Source organism: Streptomyces longisporoflavus (assembly GCF_014649775.1).
GTDB lineage: Bacteria > Actinomycetota > Actinomycetes > Streptomycetales > Streptomycetaceae > Streptomyces > Streptomyces longisporoflavus.
This window is the reverse complement of sequence record NZ_BMTR01000044.1, coordinates 1-15,290: the sequence shown is the minus strand read 5'-3', so window position 1 is coordinate 15,290 and position 15,290 is coordinate 1. Positions and strand designations below refer to the sequence as shown.

The window sequence follows — 15,290 nt, the reverse complement described above, 5'->3', positions numbered from 1 at the left end:
GGCGCCCTGCGCGAAGCGGGACGCCCGACTCTCGGTGGCTCAGGTCCTCCGGCTTTCAGGCACGTGCGGGCTCCCCGACGAAATACAGGTACCCGAAGGAGGCGATCGCGAACTCGGCGGCCGCGATGAGCTTGCGTACCGTGCCGTTCTTCTCCCGCTCCGGGAGCTGATGCAACTCCGTCACGAATCGCCTGAGTTGGAGTTCGTTGAACATGGTGTCACCGTGGCGGTTCACGGCGCGCAGGATGCTGCCCTGCGGTGCCGACTCGCACAAGGCCAGGAACGTCTCCTTGTGGTCTTCGTGGGTCTTGGCCATCCGGCCGTGCACTTGGTCTTCCACATAGATGACGAGGGGCATGCGCTACGTCTTCCTCCAGAGTGTCTTTCGGGGTCAGTCTCCGGAGATGAACAAATAGCCGCGCAGGGCTGCCGCCTGCTGCGCCATGTCGGCCACCCGCCGGATCGTGTCAGTCTTCTGCTCCTCGGGGAGCTCGTTCAACTCGCGAGCGAACTGAGGCAGTTGCAGTTCGTTGAACATGGTGTCGCCGACGGAGAAGACACCGCTCATGACGCTGCCGTCCGCAGCGGCGTGGCATGCCGAGAGGAAGCTTTCGTCGATGTCGTCCCCCAGTTTCTCGGAGACCCGCTCGTGCGACTGGTTCTGCACATGGATTTGCATCCGCGATACCCGCTCCTCGCTAAACGGCCGGCCTATCGGTCGGGTACAGACCGTCGTTGATCCCCGGTGGGCAGGGAACGATCTGCTGTGGTGGACGCTGCGTCCTGCGCTGACGGCCCACGGAGAGCCCCATGGAGGAGGCTAAGCGACTCATCGCCCTGCCGGAGGAGTCTCGCGAGCCACCCGGGAAGGGCGAGCCGGTTGTTCAGGCGACAACGCCGAGGTCCTTACGGGTCCTGTGGAGGAATTCCCGGACGGCGGGCTCACGTCGCCAGGGCGCCAGTGCTGCGTTGAACTCCCGGACGTAGTCCTTGGCCCGGCTCGACTGGACACGGGTCAGGATGTCGACGGACCGGTTGCCGAGCTCCAGACCATGGTCGAGGTCGCGAGCCTGGAGGTGGGCGGTTGCGACGATGGCGAGCCGCATGCCGACGGAGCGGGTGAACACCCCGGGCGCCATGGCGGAAGCCTGTTGATTCCAGTCGAGGGCGGCCTTGGGGTTCTTCAGGTCACGGAAGACTTCGGCGGCGTCCGCGGAAAGGCGGGCATGGTGATAGAAGTCGATCCAGGCGGGCTCGTCGCCGCTGTCGTCCTTCGCCCGGCCCAACAGGTCTTCGGAGGCTTTCAGCGCCCGGGACGCGGCCCGGGGATCGTTGTCGCGGGCATGGGCACGGGCCTCGATGAGCTTGGTGAAGGCCAGCACGCGGGGAACGGCCAGCCTCTTGGCCCGTTCGAAGGCGCCTTGGGCCATATCCACCGCCTCCGACGCGAAGCCGCGCATCAGGCACTGCATGGCCATGGTGGTCAGGACATAGCAGCCCAGCTGCACGTCGCCGCCTGCGCGGGCGAGGCGAAGGGCCTGGATGAAGTGCCGCTGGGCGGCATCGTGCCGGCCGACGTCGAAGGCCGTCCATCCGGCGAGCCTGGACAGCTCGGCGGTCACGGAGAAGAGTTCGCGGCCGATCCCGTCGCTGAAGCTGCCCTGCAACAGGGGCCCGGCGCGGTGGTCGAGGCAGTCGGTGACGGAGTTGGCCTTCCAGTTCCCGCCGCCGTATCTGGAGTCCCACCTTCTTGCCTCATCGGCGGCCCCGCGCAGTTCGTCGAGGTCGGCCCGGCCGACCTGCCCACCGCCTTGGTGGCCTGCGGTCTCGTCGGCGGGGGTGACGAGCCAGCGGGTGACGGGGGTGGTGAAGGCGGACGCGGCGAAGCCGGATCCGGCCATAAAGTCGCGGCGGTTCACGGAGCTCCAGAACGAAGTGGCGACGCGGACGGCGTCGGCGGGGTCTCGCGGAAAACCCAACCCCACATCCGCGTCGGTTGTCTGCGCCTCGCCCATACCGATCTCGTTCAGTTTGACAGGCCGTGCGAGCCTCTCGCCGATGGCCTGCGCCAGCAGCCTGGGGGCCGGCCATTTCGGCGTCATCCCGCGGCGGCACCAGTTCGCGACGGAGGTGTGGGAGTAGTCGGTCTCTATCCCGGCGGCACGGGCGAGCTGGTTGACGCGCAGAGCCAGAGATTTGTGGCTCGCGCCGCTGGCTTCGATGAGCCGGGCCAGGTCCGCGTTGGGCGGACGGGGCCGGCGGGGGGCCGATGCCACGACCTTCTCCCTTGCCGGTGAGCGGACCACGCAACGACTCGGACAAGCAGTTGAGCACGCAGGTCCGTACTCGGTGGAGCACAAGGTGCGCACTCGCCGCGGTTGAAGAGCTGTACATGTTCCGGGTGATGGGTCCCTGACGATATGCCTCCTGGCCCGGCTGCGAACCCTGTTTGCGAGTTGTGAGCCCCCCTGCGAGCCCTCCCCCCGCTCTTGCCGGACGGCTGTGATGAGAGCCCGGGCCACCGCCGGTGCCGGAACCGGTTTCCTTCCGGCGGCAGCCGCCGCCAAGGCATCACCACTTGTGGGGGGTGTACCAGATATGTGCGGAATCGCAGGACTGGCCGGAGGAGACGCACTCCGGCACGAGCGTACGGTCGGCGCCATGGGCGCCTCGGGGGCCCACCGCGGTCCGGACGGCACTGTGCACACGGCCAGCTCTGACGGGCGGGCGGTGCCGGCCATGAACACGCTGCTGATCGTCGACCCGCAGGCCATGCCCGGCCCCTACCTCGACCGCGGGTCCGGGGCGCTGCCGGCCTTCAACGGTGAGATCTACAACTACCGCCAGCAGGCGGCTGCCTGGGGTATCCCGCTCGGGCACCAGGAGTCGGACGCGCATTTCGTTCTGTGGGCCCGGGCCAAGTTCGGACCGTCCTGCCTGGGCGGACTGGACGGCATGTTCGCCCTCGCCGTCTACGACCCGCGTGTCGGCAGGCTGTTCCTGGCCGGATGCACCAGGACGCCACTGCCGGTCTCCCGGCCACCACCCGTGGGGCGGTCGCGATTATCGCCAACCGCCGCGGCGAACTCCTCCTCCACCTCCGTGACGACCTGCCCGGCATCGCGTGGCCGGGCCACTGGAGTGTTCTGGGAGGGGGCTGCGACCCCGGCGAGGAACCGGCCGCCGCGATCGTCCGCGAACTCGACGGAGAAGCCGGCCTGGACGGCGACGGCCTGTCCGAGCTGTTCGAGATCCGCGACGAGCACGGCTCCGGGCAGCTGATCACGTTCTTCAGTGCCGCCTGGAACGGCGACGAGGCCGAACTCCCGCTCTCCGAGGGCGTCAAGCTCCAGTTTTTCGCTCCAAAGGACCTCGAATTCCGTACGATCCCGCCGTTCATCCGGGACGGGATCACCCGCTATCTGGCCACCCGGCCCGCCTGACCACCCCGCCCGGCAGGGCGGGGCAGAGGCGGGGCCGCGGACGGCCCCGCCTCGCAAAGGGACACCCGCTCATGAAACTCACCGTCATCGGCTGCGGCTACCTCGGCGCCACCCACGCCGCCTGCATGGCCGAACTCGGCCACGAAGTCCTCGGCATGGACTGCGACATGGACAAGGTCGCCGTCCTCAACTCCGGCAAGGCCCCCATCCACGAACAGGGCCTCGACGACCTCATCGCTCAGCACACTGCCAGCGGCCGTCTGCGGTTCACCGCCTCCTACGCGGAGGCCGCCGCCTTCGGCGACCTCCACTTCATCGGCGTCGGCACCCCACAGCAGCCCGGCGTGAACGCCTATGACCTCTCTCACCTGTTCACGGCCGTCCGCCAGCTCGCCTCCCGCCTCAAGCGGCCGGCCGTCGTCGCGGTGAAGTCCACGGTCCCGGTCGGCACCGCACCCCGCGTCCGCGATCTCCTCCACGAGTTGGCACCGGCAGGCGAGCGGGTCGAGGTCGCCTGGAACCCGGAGTTCCTGCGCGAGTCGTTCGCCCTCGAGGACACTCTGCGTCCCGACCGGCTCGTCCTCGGCTTCGAAAACGGGCACTCCCGGGCCGAAGCCGTCCTGCGGCAGTGCTTCGAGAAGATCATCGAGTCGGGGACGCCGACGATCATCACCGACTGGGCGACCGCCGAGCTCGCCAAGGCCTCCGCGAACGCCTTCCTCGCCACGAAGATCAGCTTCATCAACGCAATCGCGGAGGTCTGCGAAGCCTCCGGCGCCGACGTCACCACGCTCGCCGAGATCCTCGGCCACGACGTCCGTATCGGCCCCCACGGGATGCGGCCCGGACTCGGCTTCGGCGGCGGCTGCCTGCCCAAGGACATCCGCGGCTTCACGTCCCGCGCCGGTGAACTCGGCGCCGACCAGGCCGCGTCGATCCTCCGCGAGGTCGACGCGATCAACAGCCGGCGGCGCGAGCGCATGGTCGACCTCGCCCGCGAACAGTGCGACGGCAACCTCGCAGGCAAGCGCATCACCGTCTGGGGCGCTGCGTTCAAGCCGGACACCGACGACATCCGCGACTCACCCGCCCTGGCCGTCGCCCACAAGCTCCACGAGCTCGGTGCGATCGTCACCGTCACCGACCCCCGTGCCCTGGACAACGCCCGCAAGGTCCACCCCGAGCTCAACTACATCGACGATCCGATCGCCGCCGTCCAGGACGCCGACCTGCTGCTGCACCTGACCGAGTGGCCGCAGTACTCCCACCTCGACCCGCACCGCCTCGCCACCAGCAGCGCAACCCCGCGCGTCATCGACGGCCGCAGCACCCTCAACGCGGACCACTGGCGCGAAGCCGGATGGACCTTTCGCGCCCTTGGACGACCCTGAACCTGCGGTTCGATCCAGCCCGGCGCGTCGTCCTGACCGGTCGAGGCTGGCGCGGGTACCGCGCGGCGCAACCATGACGCCCTGCTCGCAGGCCGCAGCGAGCCCTACGTGACGCTCATGGTCAGCAAAGGGGACGGTGACGGCAAGGTCCACGCGCTGTACCGGGCGTGGGGCTATGAGGGCATCGGGCAGAGCCAGCCCTCAGCAGCCTCGGCCGCGCTCTCGGTGATGATCCCTCGATCTACCCGGCCTGGGTGACGTCGGGGCGGACGGGCCCGCCACTACGAGGAGGCGTGATGCGCCGCTGCGCGACGAGGGCGGCCAGCGGCACGAGCATGAACAGAGACACGAGGGCGACCGCAGCAGCGGTGAGCGCCGCTGTCGGCCTGATGGCCTCGGGGCGAGCCCTGTCAGGGGGTTCGCGCGCTCGGCAGTCTCCTGGTAGCCGCTGTCGTCGTACCGGTCACGTTTCGTTGATCCCCTCGGATGGAGAACGGGCAGGGTCCGCTTGTGCGCAGGCGCACACGTTCCTTCCGGGGCTTTTCCCGCCGCTGCCGCGTGTATCGGTTCCGGCGCCGGCGCCTGCGAGGGGTCCATACCGGGGCGCCGGACGCGCGAGCGGTGCGGGTTGGTGGGGGACTGGCCGCGGCGGTGTCCTTCTTGGGTGGTCCGGGCGCGTCGTGCGTGCCGGGGGTGGACGGTCGGGGTCAACGGCAGTCAGGGCACGGCCTGGTCCGGGGCTGCGCGCTTCGCGGGATCGCTCTGGCGGGTTCAGGCGCGCAGGAACGTCTCGAGTGAGGTCGCCAGCGCTACCGGGGTTTCGTGCATGGGGTAGTGGCCGCTGTTGGCGATCTCCTCCAGCTCCGCGTTCGGGTAGTGGGCGAGCCAGGTCCCGCGCATCACGTCGGCGGTCAGCGCGAGATCGTGCTCGCCGACGATGACTTTGACGGGGAGGGGGTTGCCGGTGATCTTTTCGGTGAGGTCGGCGGTGACCCAGTCTTTGACGTAGGCGCCGAATGCTTCGCGGGCGGAGAGCTGCAGGGAGCGCTCGACCATCAGGTCGGTCCATACCCGGCTCGCCCGTTGCCCGGTGACCAGGTCCACGATGGCGTGCCGTTTGGCGGGGTCCTGTGCCGCGCCGTAGAAGAGTGCCTCGCCGTCGCTGTCCAACGGGTAGGGCCCGGCGGGGACGGGAGCGAGGCCGACCAGCTTCTGCACCCGCTGCGGGGCTTGGGAGAGCACCTGCTGGACGGCTTTGCCGCCCATGGAGTGGCCGACGAGGGAGAACCGCTCCCAGCCGAGTTCGTCGGCCAGGGCGAGGGTGTCGTCGGCGATCTCGGCGAGTGTGTAGGCGCCGGTGACGTCCTTGCGGTCGCCGTAGCCGCGGTAGTCGATGAAGGCGTAGCTGAAGGTGTCGGTGTCCAGGTAGTCCAGGAAGGAGCCCCAGCCGGCGCTGGTGCCGAACCAGTCGTGGAGCACGAGGACCTTGTGGTCACCGGAACCGATCAGGCGGTGGGCGATGCTCATGGGCGGGTTCCTCCTGTGGTGGTGGGCGGCGGGGAGCGCGCCGGCACCCATGGGCCCGCGCCCTGTGAAGCAACCTTCGTCCGTGCCGTGCCGTGCCGTGCGTCCCGTCCGAAGGCCGTGGTCCGGCCCCTGCATCCTTTCCCTGGGGGAGGAGTTGCGAACCCGGGCTCGTTGCGTCCGGCGCCTCCCGCGGTCGGGGCGGCCGAAGGACGCTCATCGTTTATGCCAGGGGGTTCGGGGGACGATCGCCGGGCGCCGCGCCGTGTGCAGCGTTCACGCTGCGGCGATGTCCTTGCCGTGACCGCCGCAGCCTGCTGAAGGTAGGCCCCTGCGCTTCTCTGGTCAGCCTTCGCTGCCAGACCCTCCCCGTCCAGAGACCCACAACCAAGTTCGCTGGTCCCGCACACGGCGATACTGCCGGCGACCATGACCAGTGGCCGCTTGACCCGTGCGGTGCGAGTCGCCCCGGCAGGTCGCGCAGGGGGGCGGGCGGCGAGCGGACGTGTTTGGCGGTGAGGGCGCCTTCGGCCAAGAGGAGCCCGCCGAGCGGGGTCGGCCGATCGAGCAGGAACAAGGGGCGCAGATCGTCCAGGATCGCGAGGGTGCCCGGGTCGGTGACCTGTGCGCAGACCGCGGCGAAGGCGTCTGCGGCCGGCCTACCGTGTACGCCCCGACTCGCCTCGACCAGGGCGAGGGCCGCGGCGGTGGCGTGGTTCCAGCGCCCGAGTGCGTCACCCCCGCCGCCGCGAACGTCCCGGCGCGCGGCCCCGTGCCAGTGGCGTTCGGCGACGGCGAGAGCGCGGCGCAGGAAGGCGGGGTCGGACAGCAACTCCCGGCCGTCGCCGCCGCTTCCGGCTCCGGGGCGGCCTTCTGGCCGAAGATCATCTTGGCTCCGGCCTTGCACCAGACGGCCAGGTTGTCGCCCTCGGTGGTGATGGCTCCCTCGGCGCTGACGGCGGGGTGACCCACGTCACACCCGGCTCCTGTCGGCAATCGGGGCGCTGTCCCGTTCAAGGGCCACGCGAACCGAACAGGGAGCAACCAATGAAGCACCGCATCGTCATACTCGGCGCCGGATACGCCGGGGCCTTTGCCGCCGGAAACCTGGCCCGCCGACTCGCCCCCGCTGATACCGAGGTAACCGTTGTCAACGCCGCGCCCCACTTCGTCGAGCGGATGCGGCTGCACCAGCTCGCGATCGGCCAGGACGTCAAATTCCGCAACCTCGCCGACGTATTCGCGGGCACCGGGGTGCGACTGCGACTGGCCCGCGTCACCGGCGTCGACCCCGAGCGCAAGACCGTCGCTGTGACCGGCGAGGACGGCGACGGCGAGCTCGCGTACGACACATTGCTCTACGCGCTCGGTAGTTCCGTGGCCGACCATGGCGTCCCCGGTGTGGCCGAGTACGCCTTTGATGTGACCGGCCGGTCCTCGGCGCTGCGGCTGCGCGAGCGCCTGGCCTACCTGGGCGAGGGCGCCGCCGTGCTGGTCGTGGGCGAGGGGCTGACCGGCATCGAGACCGCCACCGAGTTCGCCGAGTCCCGGCCCGATCTCTCGGTCGCGCTCGCCGCCCGCGGCGAGCTGGGCGCCTGGCTCTCCCCGAAGGCCCGCCGTCACCTGCGCCGGGCCTTCGACCGGCTCGGCGTCAGTGTCCACGAGCACACCGGCATCGAAGCCGTCGAGCCGACACGGGCGATCGCCGCCGACGGCAGGTCGATCCCGGCCGACGTGACCGTGTGGTCGGCCGGGTTCGCCGTGCACCCCATCGCGGCCGCCAGTGGTCTGGAGGTCGCCGAGACCGGCCAGATCCTCGTCGACCGCACCATGCGCTCGCTCTCGCACCCGGACGTCTACGCCGCCGGTGACTGCGCCTACGCGATCGGCGAGAACGGCCGGCCACTGCCGATGTCCTGTGCGTCGGCAGGCTTCACCAACATGCAGGCGACCGCCGCGATCATCGCGCGCCTGACAGGCAGTGAGGTTCCGACCGTCGGGCTGAAGTACTACGGCAACCACATCAGCCTCGGGCGCCGGGACGCGATCTTCCAGATGGTGGACGGGGACGTCCTCTCGAAGTCCTGGTACCTGGGCGGCAGGCCCGCCGCGTGGTTCAAGACGGGCGTGCTCAAGGGCGCCGGATTCGGCATCGCCCACCCGACTTTCGGCATGCCCAAGCGCAAGCGCCGCCTGGCCACCGAGCCCGACCGGGCCGGTGTGAGGGCCGCCGCATAGGCTGCTGCGCATGGACAACGCAGCCATCGATCGGTTCGAGGCCAGCCGGGGCCGGCTGGCCTCGCTCGCGTACCGTCTGCTCGGCTCGGCCGCCGACGCCGAGGACGCCGTGCAGGACACATTCCTGCGCTGGCAGGCCGCGGACCGCGAACGAGTTGATGTGCCGGAAGCGTGGCTGACCAAGGTCATCACCAACCTCTGCCTCGACCGGCTCCGCTCGGCGCAGGTACGCCACGAGCGAGCGGCTGGTGCCTGGTTGCCCGAGCCGCTCCTGGAGGGCGACCCGATGCTCGGCCCTGCCGAGACCTTCGAGCAGCGCGAATCGGTGTCCTTGGCCGTACTGACCCTTCTGGAGCGTCTCGCGCCGGTCGAGCGGGCCGTCTACGTCCTGCGCGAGGCCTTCTCGTACAGCCACGCCGAGATCGCCGGAATCCTCGACATCACCCAGTCAGCGAGCCAGCAGCATGCCCACCGCTCCCGCGTCCGTGTCGCCGCCGAGCGGCGCCGCGGCGGCGAGACCGATCCCGCGTCCGCACGCCGCGTCGTCGAGGAGTTCCTCGCCGCCGCCACATCGGGGCGTACCGAACGGCTGGTGGCGCTCCTCACCGACGACGTGACAGCACTCTCGGACGGCGCCGGACTCGCCAGGCGGCTGTTGCGTTACACGACGCGGGAGCGGGTCGCCGCCTACGTACGGGCCGGCTTCAAGCCCACGCCGGCGAAGCGGCGGATGGCCGGCGGCTCGCCCGCGATGCATATCGCGCGTCTCAACGGCTCCCCGGCCGTCGTCGCCGTCATCGACGGCCGGGTCGTGGGCGCCGTGGCATTCGAGGTCAGCGACGGCAGGATCGCGTCCCTGCGCGGCATCGCTGCCGCAGACCGGCTCGCACGCCTCAACGAGGCGTGGCGGCGGCACGAGCCCGAAGCGCCGGTCATCAGCGCATGGTGATCAGCGCCACCGGCATCCCGTGACCCGGGCCGGAGCGAGGGCGGCGCCCCCTTGGCGGCGGCAGCGGCAGCGGTGGCGGTGTACGAGGTGACGGCTGAGGCACGAGCGGAGCGTGGCCTCCAGACCATCGTCAACTACAGCCGGTGATCGCTGACTTCTTGCGTGTCAGTCCGCCAGCCAGTGCAGCTCATGCGCCAGGGTTTTGGCGACGGCACGGATGCGGCGGTGTAGCGGTGACTGCTCGCGTGGGAGGACCAGGTGGAGCGTCAGGCTGGGTGCGCCCCGCAGCGGGCGCCAGGTGAGCCCGGCCGGTTGTGCCGTGAGCGCGGCTTCTCCGGCCGGAGCGAGGGTGACCCCGTCACGCAGGTCGCACTGAGACATGTCGAAAGAGACTGCGGGCGTGTGGAATCGGGGAGGCGGTCGGGTGTCCCGGAACAGTGCGGACAGCTGATCGTGGATCACGGGGTTGGCCGCACGCTCCGGCAGTCGCAGCGGATACGCGGCCGCGTCGGCGATCTCGATCTCCGGGTGTTCGGCCAGCGGATGGTGCTGCGCCAGCTGGACCCCGATGCGCGCACGCCGCAGCAGGAACCGGCGCACGTCACAGCCCGGCTGTTCACCGCGGGTGATCCCGGCATCGATGCGGCCGTCGGCGACCGCGGGGGAGATCTCCGGTGTCGACATCGGGACCGCGCCGACCTCGAGCCCGCTGGTGCCGCGCATCAGCCTGTCCACCAGGGCCGGTGCCGTCTCGGACCCGGCGCTGAGGCTGTATCCGATGCGCAGCGTGCCCAGTTCACCGGCTGCCGCGCTCCGGGCGGTGTCCCATGCCCGGTCCAGCGCCGCCAGCGCGGGCGGCGCGGACTCCGCCAAAGCCGCACCGGCCGTGGTCAATACGACGCTACGAGTGTTGCGGACCAGCAGGGCCGTACCAAGTTCCTTCTCCAGCCGGCGCATCCGGGCGCTGAGTGCGGGCTGTGCGATACCGATCCGCGCGGCCGCGCGGGTGAAGTTCAACTCCTGCGCCAGCACCAGGAAGTACCGCAGGCTCACCGTATCCGGCGCCACGTGCCCTCCCCGCCGATTGATAACGATCCGTTCTGAGCCTAGCCCGTACCGGTCTTTCCCCCGACCGCACATCAAGCCCTAACCTGCGCCTACGGCGATCCGACTGACCGCAGTACCTGTGGCCGGGATCGATCGATCTGAGTGTCAATTCGACGTCGGACGTGTCCGGCCCGACACAGGAGGTTTCCATGGCCAAGGGCTACTGGGTCAGTGTCTACCCCGCCGTCTCCGACCCTGAGGGGCTCACCGCCTACGACAAGCTGGCCGGTCCGGCTGTCCGGGCTGGGGGCGGGCGCACCCTGTCCCGGATCCCCTCCCGTGGCGGTCGAGTCGTCGCCCACGAGGCCGGAATCACGCAACGCGTCGTTCTGATCGAGTTCGACAGCTTTGAACAGGCCGTCGCGGCATACGAGAGCGAGGCATACCAGAAGGCGCTGGTGGCCCTGCCCGACGGCGTCGAGCGCGTCTTCCGCATCGTCGACGGCCTCGACGGCATCGACTGACCGGCGGGGCCGGCCATCGCTGAGCATCCGTAAGCCGGCGGCCGCCCAGCCGCACCACAGGCGCCATCCTCACCCGAAAGCCCGGGCAGGGTGGTGCCCGCTCTGCGGTGGCGCTGTGCCGGGCAGAGGGGCACCTGTACCGGCCGGGGGCGGCCACCAGCATCGTCCTGGCAGGCTGCAACATCCGCTGGTGGCGCCGCATCGTGCGCGGGAGGCATGCGGGGTACGGGAAGGGAACGTCCGCGCTCGGCGCGGCGCATCGGCTCCCGCTCACGGCGAACCGGAGCGGCACGAGCAGCACCGTCCAGCAGCAGTCACTCGCTCTCGCGCAACGCCTGGTGGTAGACGTATGGACAGCCCCCCTGGGTCGGGAGAACACGACAGGCACAGTCGACAACCCATGTCGGCCGCTTTACCTCTTGCCGCCCAACTGGGCTGTGATACAGGGTTGTTGGGATTCATTTGGCTCGTGGGCAGGTTCGCGCCTTGTGTCCCTTCCACTCGAAGGAGGACCGTCGTGCCGCTCATCGCCCTCGCACTCTTCGCCCTCCTCATCGTCTTTGAGCGACTCAACCAGGGGAAGCTTCACCCACTGGGCCTTTTCGCCCTCGTCGTCCTGGTCATCGGTTACAAGGCGAAGAGACCCTTCGTGACCTTCATGGCGGCCTGCGGTCTCGCGATACTGCTCGTCGACAGCTTCTGACGTAAAGCGTTACGGCAGCAAGATGCTCTGCGCCTACGAATACCTGTATTTGGCTGGCTCGACGACCAGCGACACAGCAGGTCCAGTCGTGGTGCGCCGAGCAGCGGCCGGCCGCTTGCGGGCGCCGACGTATCCGCCGAGCGGCTACTCGGGAGGCCCGGCGGCCTTCCTGACCCGGGTTTCGGTGTCCTGGCGGGCTTCGCCGTGTGCCTGGGCGTAGGCGGTGACAGCGCTGTGGGCGTCCCGGTCCAGAGCTCGCGCCGCACGCCAGGCCGTCTCGTAGGTCTGTGACTGCTGTTCGGACCACGGGTGGGCGGCCGGCGGACCGTACTGATCGCGTAGCTGCCGGGCCCGCGCATAGGCTGCGTCGGCTGCGCGCTGCATCGCGACGAGCTCTTCGAAGGTGTGTGCCACAGCCGCTGATCGTAGAGCGAGCACAGCGCGGCGCCGCTTCGACGCGCGCAGGAGGCGACGGTGCTGTGGCATCAGCTGCCTCTGGGCCGGGTGCCCTCACGCCGATGCCCACGACGGCCTTGATGCGCCGGAGCATGGACTCGGTCAAGTTTTGCGGGCGATCTCCACCGGTGCAGGTGAGTGCGGGCGACCGGGTGGACGGGAACCGTTTCTCCACTGCGCGGGCGTTCGTTGGTCGTGGGCATGGAGCACAACGCAAATGGTGACGGCCGCTTTCCTCCAACTTTTCTGGGCCGACTGCTGGGCGTGTACTGGCTGATGGCCGGCTCACTTGCGCATGGGCGGTGCGTGCAGCATCGGCCGCAACAGGAAGAGGGCCGTGCCGGGGCGTGCGAAGGCGGTGATCGCAGCTCTCCGGAGCGGGTGGCCGTGTCGCGGGGGTGGTGGTGGGCGAGGTTGGCGATACTGGCGGTTGCCGCGGGTTGTGTTCTCGCCGCGGTGCGGGCAGCGGCCGTGGCCGGGGGCTGAGAGCTCCCATCCGCCCCGGCAGGGTCCCTGAACGCCTTGCGGGACACTTCCTCTCGGTGCCACCCGCAAGGCCCCGCCGCCCGCAGCGGGCGCCGGCCGCGATGCGCTTCCGCCACGTCACAGCCGTGGGCCGGTGGCCTACAGATGGCAGCGGCGGCGTCTGCCGTCGGCCTCGGGTGCAGGCCGGGGAGGGCGGCGTCCCGGGGGCCCGCTGCCCGGCGAGGCCGGGCAGGACTTGCGAGGGGTGCTTGCCCGCGGGCTCCTTGTTGTTGCGAGGCCCGCCCTGCCGGTTTGCCCCAGGCGTGTCTGCTCGGGCGTGGCCTATGCTCCGTCCGTGGGTAGGTTTCTGGCGATTTTGCATGGCGCGGCAGACGACACCGAGCGGGCAGAGCTCAGCGAACAGCAGCAAAGCGAGTTCATGCACGCATGGGCGGTGTGGGCTCAGAGGAACGAGCACGCGCTCGTCGACCGCGGTGCGCCCCTGTATCGCAAGAAGCGGGTGACAGCCGGCGGCATCGAGGACTTCACCGACTCGAAGATCGGATACGCGATCGTGGAGGCCGTGGCGCATGACGACGCGGCGCGGCTTTTCCTCGACCACCCTCATATCGCTCTGCATCCCGGGAACTCGATCGAGGTCCTTGAGTGCCCGCCCGTCCCCGCCTAGTTCCTGCCGCTTTGGGCATGGGCCGATCGGCCCGGGCGGCCACGCCGGCCTGACTTCCAAGTTCGACCAAGGCATCGGCCTGCGCACGATCGCCCGCCGGCTCGGGCTCGCCCGCACCGTCCGCCGCTGCGCGAATGCGGCGAGCGCAGACGAGCTCCTGGTCGGCCGGTGGACCGGTCGACCAGCCTCCCGGACCCTCCTGTCGGCATACACATGAAGACGCCTTGGCCGGTGCACGCGGGCACACACCGCTCGTTGTGCCGGAGTTCAGCTGGTCCGTGGCCCGGTGCCCTGGTTCCAAGGTCGCTGTCGAGGTAGGTCCATCGGCCGATGTCCGCCCCGGACCCTCAGGTGATCATGAGGTTGTCCGTTCAAGCCGAGGAGGAGTCATGCGGGTGGAGCAGGTGGACTGGGTAAGGATTCCGGCCGGGTTGCTGCGTCGGGGTACGCCGGTGGACGAAGTGGCGGCTGTGGCCCGCCGCTATGCGGACACCGGGGTGCCGGTGGAGTGGTACATGAAAGAAGCTCCGCGCGCGGAGATCCACGTCCCGGCGTTCCGGATCGCCCGCACCCCGGTCACGGTCGGCCAGTGGGCACTGTTCGCCGCGGACAGCGGCCGACCGGTCCCGCAGAGGCCGGTGGACCACCCGGTCATCGGGGTCGCCCGGGAGGAGGCGACGGCCTACTGCCGTTGGCTCGGGCAGCGGCTCGGCCTCGCCGTGCGGCTGCCCACGGAAGACGAGTGGGAGCGTGCCGCGCGGGGCGACGACGGCCGGGAGTTCCCGTGGGGCGAAAAGTACCGCACCGGCCTGGCCAATCTGGTGGACCTCGGCATAGGCACCACGACGCCGGTCGGTTCGTTCCCCGGGGGCGCCAGCCCGTTCGGGGTACTGGACATGGCGGGCAACGCCGACGAGTGGACCTCTACCCCCTACGCTCCCTACCCCGGCGCGCCCGCCGAGGTGCCGCGCAGCGAGGACTGGGCCTTCGATGGGCACGTCACCCGGGGCGGCGCGTTCTGCCACGACCGGGACCTGGCCCGGTGCGCCCGCCGCCACGGCGCCTACGAGCCGGACCTCGAAGCGATCGGCGTGGGCTTCCGCCTGGCCGCACCGGCCGAATAGAACCGGGCACCGTGCCGGCTTTGTACGGCCGACGGCATCTCCTCAGGACCGTGCGTGTACAGCTGTACCGACCTGTGCGCATTCCGGTGGGCTGCGCCGTCGCCCGTGGCCCGTCGCCTGCTCGGGGAAGTACATCGAGCGCGGCTATCCCGGCGGCGAGAACGCGTGAAGAAGTACGTGGCCGAACTCCGCGGAAACTTCCCGCACGAACCGCCCCGCAAGGCGCCGTTCGTGCGGAACGTGACCAGAGGGCTCGCCCGTCATCTTGGCCGCCTCACCGAGACCGGCCCAGCAGCTTTAAGCGATATCGGCCCGCGACCCCGCACTCGACCGCCCGCACCACGCCCGGGCGTCCGCCGAGCTCATCCGCCGGGTCCTCAGGGCCGTCTCAATGATGTTTCGCTCGAAGGTGAGTTCCCCGTCTTTCCGGTTTACCGGACTGCGTGCGGTCTCGTTGTGCGGGTAGTTGGTTAGTTGACTGTGGGGTCAGGCCAAGGGCGGCGGTGGGAAACGGTGGCCGAGCAAAGCGAAGGTCAGCGTCTATTCGGTCAGGCGATCTTGTCGACCCGGGTGTTTCAGCGGGATCTAGCGCGGAACCCCGGCCCTTCAGGGCCGGCCGGAAGCGCTTCTTAACGCTGCTCTGACCCGCACGTGCGCACGGGTCTGCACTGTCTACCTCATCCAGGGCGCTTCTGGTTCTCGATGTACTCCTTGATGATCGCGAGTGGTGCGCCGCCG

At 69.9% G+C, this 15,290-nt stretch carries 15 protein-coding genes and 2 pseudogenes; 11 read left to right on the top strand and 6 right to left on the bottom strand.

Features of this window, described 5'->3' with window-relative positions; all coding sequences use genetic code 11:
• Nucleotides 1-55: 55 nt before the first annotated feature.
• From IE226_RS45540 to IE226_RS40360, 3 genes are all read right to left on the bottom strand, one after another.
• Nucleotides 56-358 carry a hypothetical protein gene (locus IE226_RS45540; protein ID WP_229871881.1) on the bottom strand — a complete coding sequence of 101 codons (303 nt, stop codon included), beginning with the start codon at nucleotides 356-358 and terminating at the stop codon, nucleotides 56-58.
• Between the two features lie 33 nt (nucleotides 359-391).
• Nucleotides 392-679, bottom strand: a complete 288-nt coding sequence (locus IE226_RS44555; protein WP_229871880.1) for a hypothetical protein — start codon at nucleotides 677-679, stop codon at nucleotides 392-394.
• Nucleotides 680-884: 205 nt separating this feature from the next.
• The gene (locus IE226_RS40360; protein ID WP_190086505.1) at nucleotides 885-2,276 is read right to left on the bottom strand and encodes an NsdA family TPR-like regulatory protein; all 1,392 of its coding nucleotides are present in this window, start codon (nucleotides 2,274-2,276) and stop codon (nucleotides 885-887) included.
• A 229-nt stretch (nucleotides 2,277-2,505) separates the two neighbouring features.
• Between IE226_RS40360 and IE226_RS45350 the strand changes: the two are divergent.
• The 4 genes and pseudogenes from IE226_RS45350 to IE226_RS44550 form a co-directional block, all read left to right on the top strand.
• A pseudogene (locus tag IE226_RS45350) lies at nucleotides 2,506-2,994 on the top strand (hypothetical protein); the annotation flags it as partial.
• A gap of 14 nt (nucleotides 2,995-3,008) precedes the next feature.
• Complete coding sequence (locus tag IE226_RS40350; RefSeq protein ID WP_190086504.1) at nucleotides 3,009-3,443, top strand: NUDIX domain-containing protein; 435 nt, start codon at nucleotides 3,009-3,011, stop codon at nucleotides 3,441-3,443.
• 71 nt (nucleotides 3,444-3,514) lie between these two features.
• Nucleotides 3,515-4,834, top strand: coding sequence for a UDP-glucose dehydrogenase family protein (locus tag IE226_RS40345; protein WP_190086503.1), 1,320 nt, complete (start codon nucleotides 3,515-3,517; stop codon nucleotides 4,832-4,834).
• 51 nt (nucleotides 4,835-4,885) lie between these two features.
• A pseudogene (locus tag IE226_RS44550) lies at nucleotides 4,886-5,092 on the top strand (GNAT family N-acetyltransferase); the annotation flags it as partial.
• 513 nt (nucleotides 5,093-5,605) lie between these two features.
• Here IE226_RS44550 and IE226_RS40340 read toward each other — a convergent pair.
• Nucleotides 5,606-6,361 (bottom strand): alpha/beta fold hydrolase, encoded by a 756-nt coding sequence (locus IE226_RS40340; protein WP_190086502.1) that lies wholly within the window; start codon nucleotides 6,359-6,361, stop codon nucleotides 5,606-5,608.
• A 502-nt stretch (nucleotides 6,362-6,863) separates the two neighbouring features.
• Here IE226_RS40340 and IE226_RS40335 point away from each other — a divergent pair.
• From IE226_RS40335 to IE226_RS40325, 3 genes are all read left to right on the top strand, one after another.
• The gene (locus IE226_RS40335) at nucleotides 6,864-7,325 is read left to right on the top strand and encodes a hypothetical protein (protein ID WP_190086501.1); all 462 of its coding nucleotides are present in this window, start codon (nucleotides 6,864-6,866) and stop codon (nucleotides 7,323-7,325) included.
• A gap of 80 nt (nucleotides 7,326-7,405) precedes the next feature.
• The gene (locus IE226_RS40330) at nucleotides 7,406-8,596 is read left to right on the top strand and encodes an NAD(P)/FAD-dependent oxidoreductase (RefSeq protein WP_190086500.1); all 1,191 of its coding nucleotides are present in this window, start codon (nucleotides 7,406-7,408) and stop codon (nucleotides 8,594-8,596) included.
• A 10-nt stretch (nucleotides 8,597-8,606) separates the two neighbouring features.
• Nucleotides 8,607-9,545, top strand: coding sequence for a sigma-70 family RNA polymerase sigma factor (locus IE226_RS40325; RefSeq protein WP_190086499.1), 939 nt, complete (start codon nucleotides 8,607-8,609; stop codon nucleotides 9,543-9,545).
• A 165-nt stretch (nucleotides 9,546-9,710) separates the two neighbouring features.
• Here IE226_RS40325 and IE226_RS40320 read toward each other — a convergent pair whose 3' ends face one another.
• The gene (locus IE226_RS40320) at nucleotides 9,711-10,613 is read right to left on the bottom strand and encodes a LysR family transcriptional regulator (RefSeq protein WP_190086498.1); all 903 of its coding nucleotides are present in this window, start codon (nucleotides 10,611-10,613) and stop codon (nucleotides 9,711-9,713) included.
• Nucleotides 10,614-10,801: 188 nt separating this feature from the next.
• Between IE226_RS40320 and IE226_RS40315 the strand changes: the two genes are divergently transcribed.
• Nucleotides 10,802-11,116 (top strand): DUF1330 domain-containing protein, encoded by a 315-nt coding sequence (locus IE226_RS40315; RefSeq protein ID WP_190086497.1) that lies wholly within the window; start codon nucleotides 10,802-10,804, stop codon nucleotides 11,114-11,116.
• A gap of 517 nt (nucleotides 11,117-11,633) precedes the next feature.
• Nucleotides 11,634-11,819: a hypothetical protein gene (locus IE226_RS40310; protein ID WP_190086496.1), complete on the top strand. Its 186-nt coding sequence runs from the start codon at nucleotides 11,634-11,636 to the stop codon at nucleotides 11,817-11,819.
• Between the two features lie 144 nt (nucleotides 11,820-11,963).
• Here the strand turns inward: IE226_RS40310 and IE226_RS40305 are convergent, their stop codons facing one another.
• Nucleotides 11,964-12,233 carry a hypothetical protein gene (locus IE226_RS40305; RefSeq protein WP_190086495.1) on the bottom strand — a complete coding sequence of 90 codons (270 nt, stop codon included), beginning with the start codon at nucleotides 12,231-12,233 and terminating at the stop codon, nucleotides 11,964-11,966.
• An 862-nt stretch (nucleotides 12,234-13,095) separates the two neighbouring features.
• On the opposite strand from IE226_RS40305, the gene IE226_RS40300 reads away from it, so the two are divergent.
• On the top strand, nucleotides 13,096-13,428 hold the full coding sequence (locus IE226_RS40300) for a hypothetical protein (RefSeq protein WP_190086494.1): 333 nt from the start codon (nucleotides 13,096-13,098) through the stop codon (nucleotides 13,426-13,428).
• A 389-nt stretch (nucleotides 13,429-13,817) separates the two neighbouring features.
• Entirely contained in the window at nucleotides 13,818-14,552 is a 735-nt protein-coding gene (locus IE226_RS40295; RefSeq protein WP_190086493.1) for a formylglycine-generating enzyme family protein, read from the top strand.
• Nucleotides 14,553-15,290 lie beyond the last annotated feature (738 nt).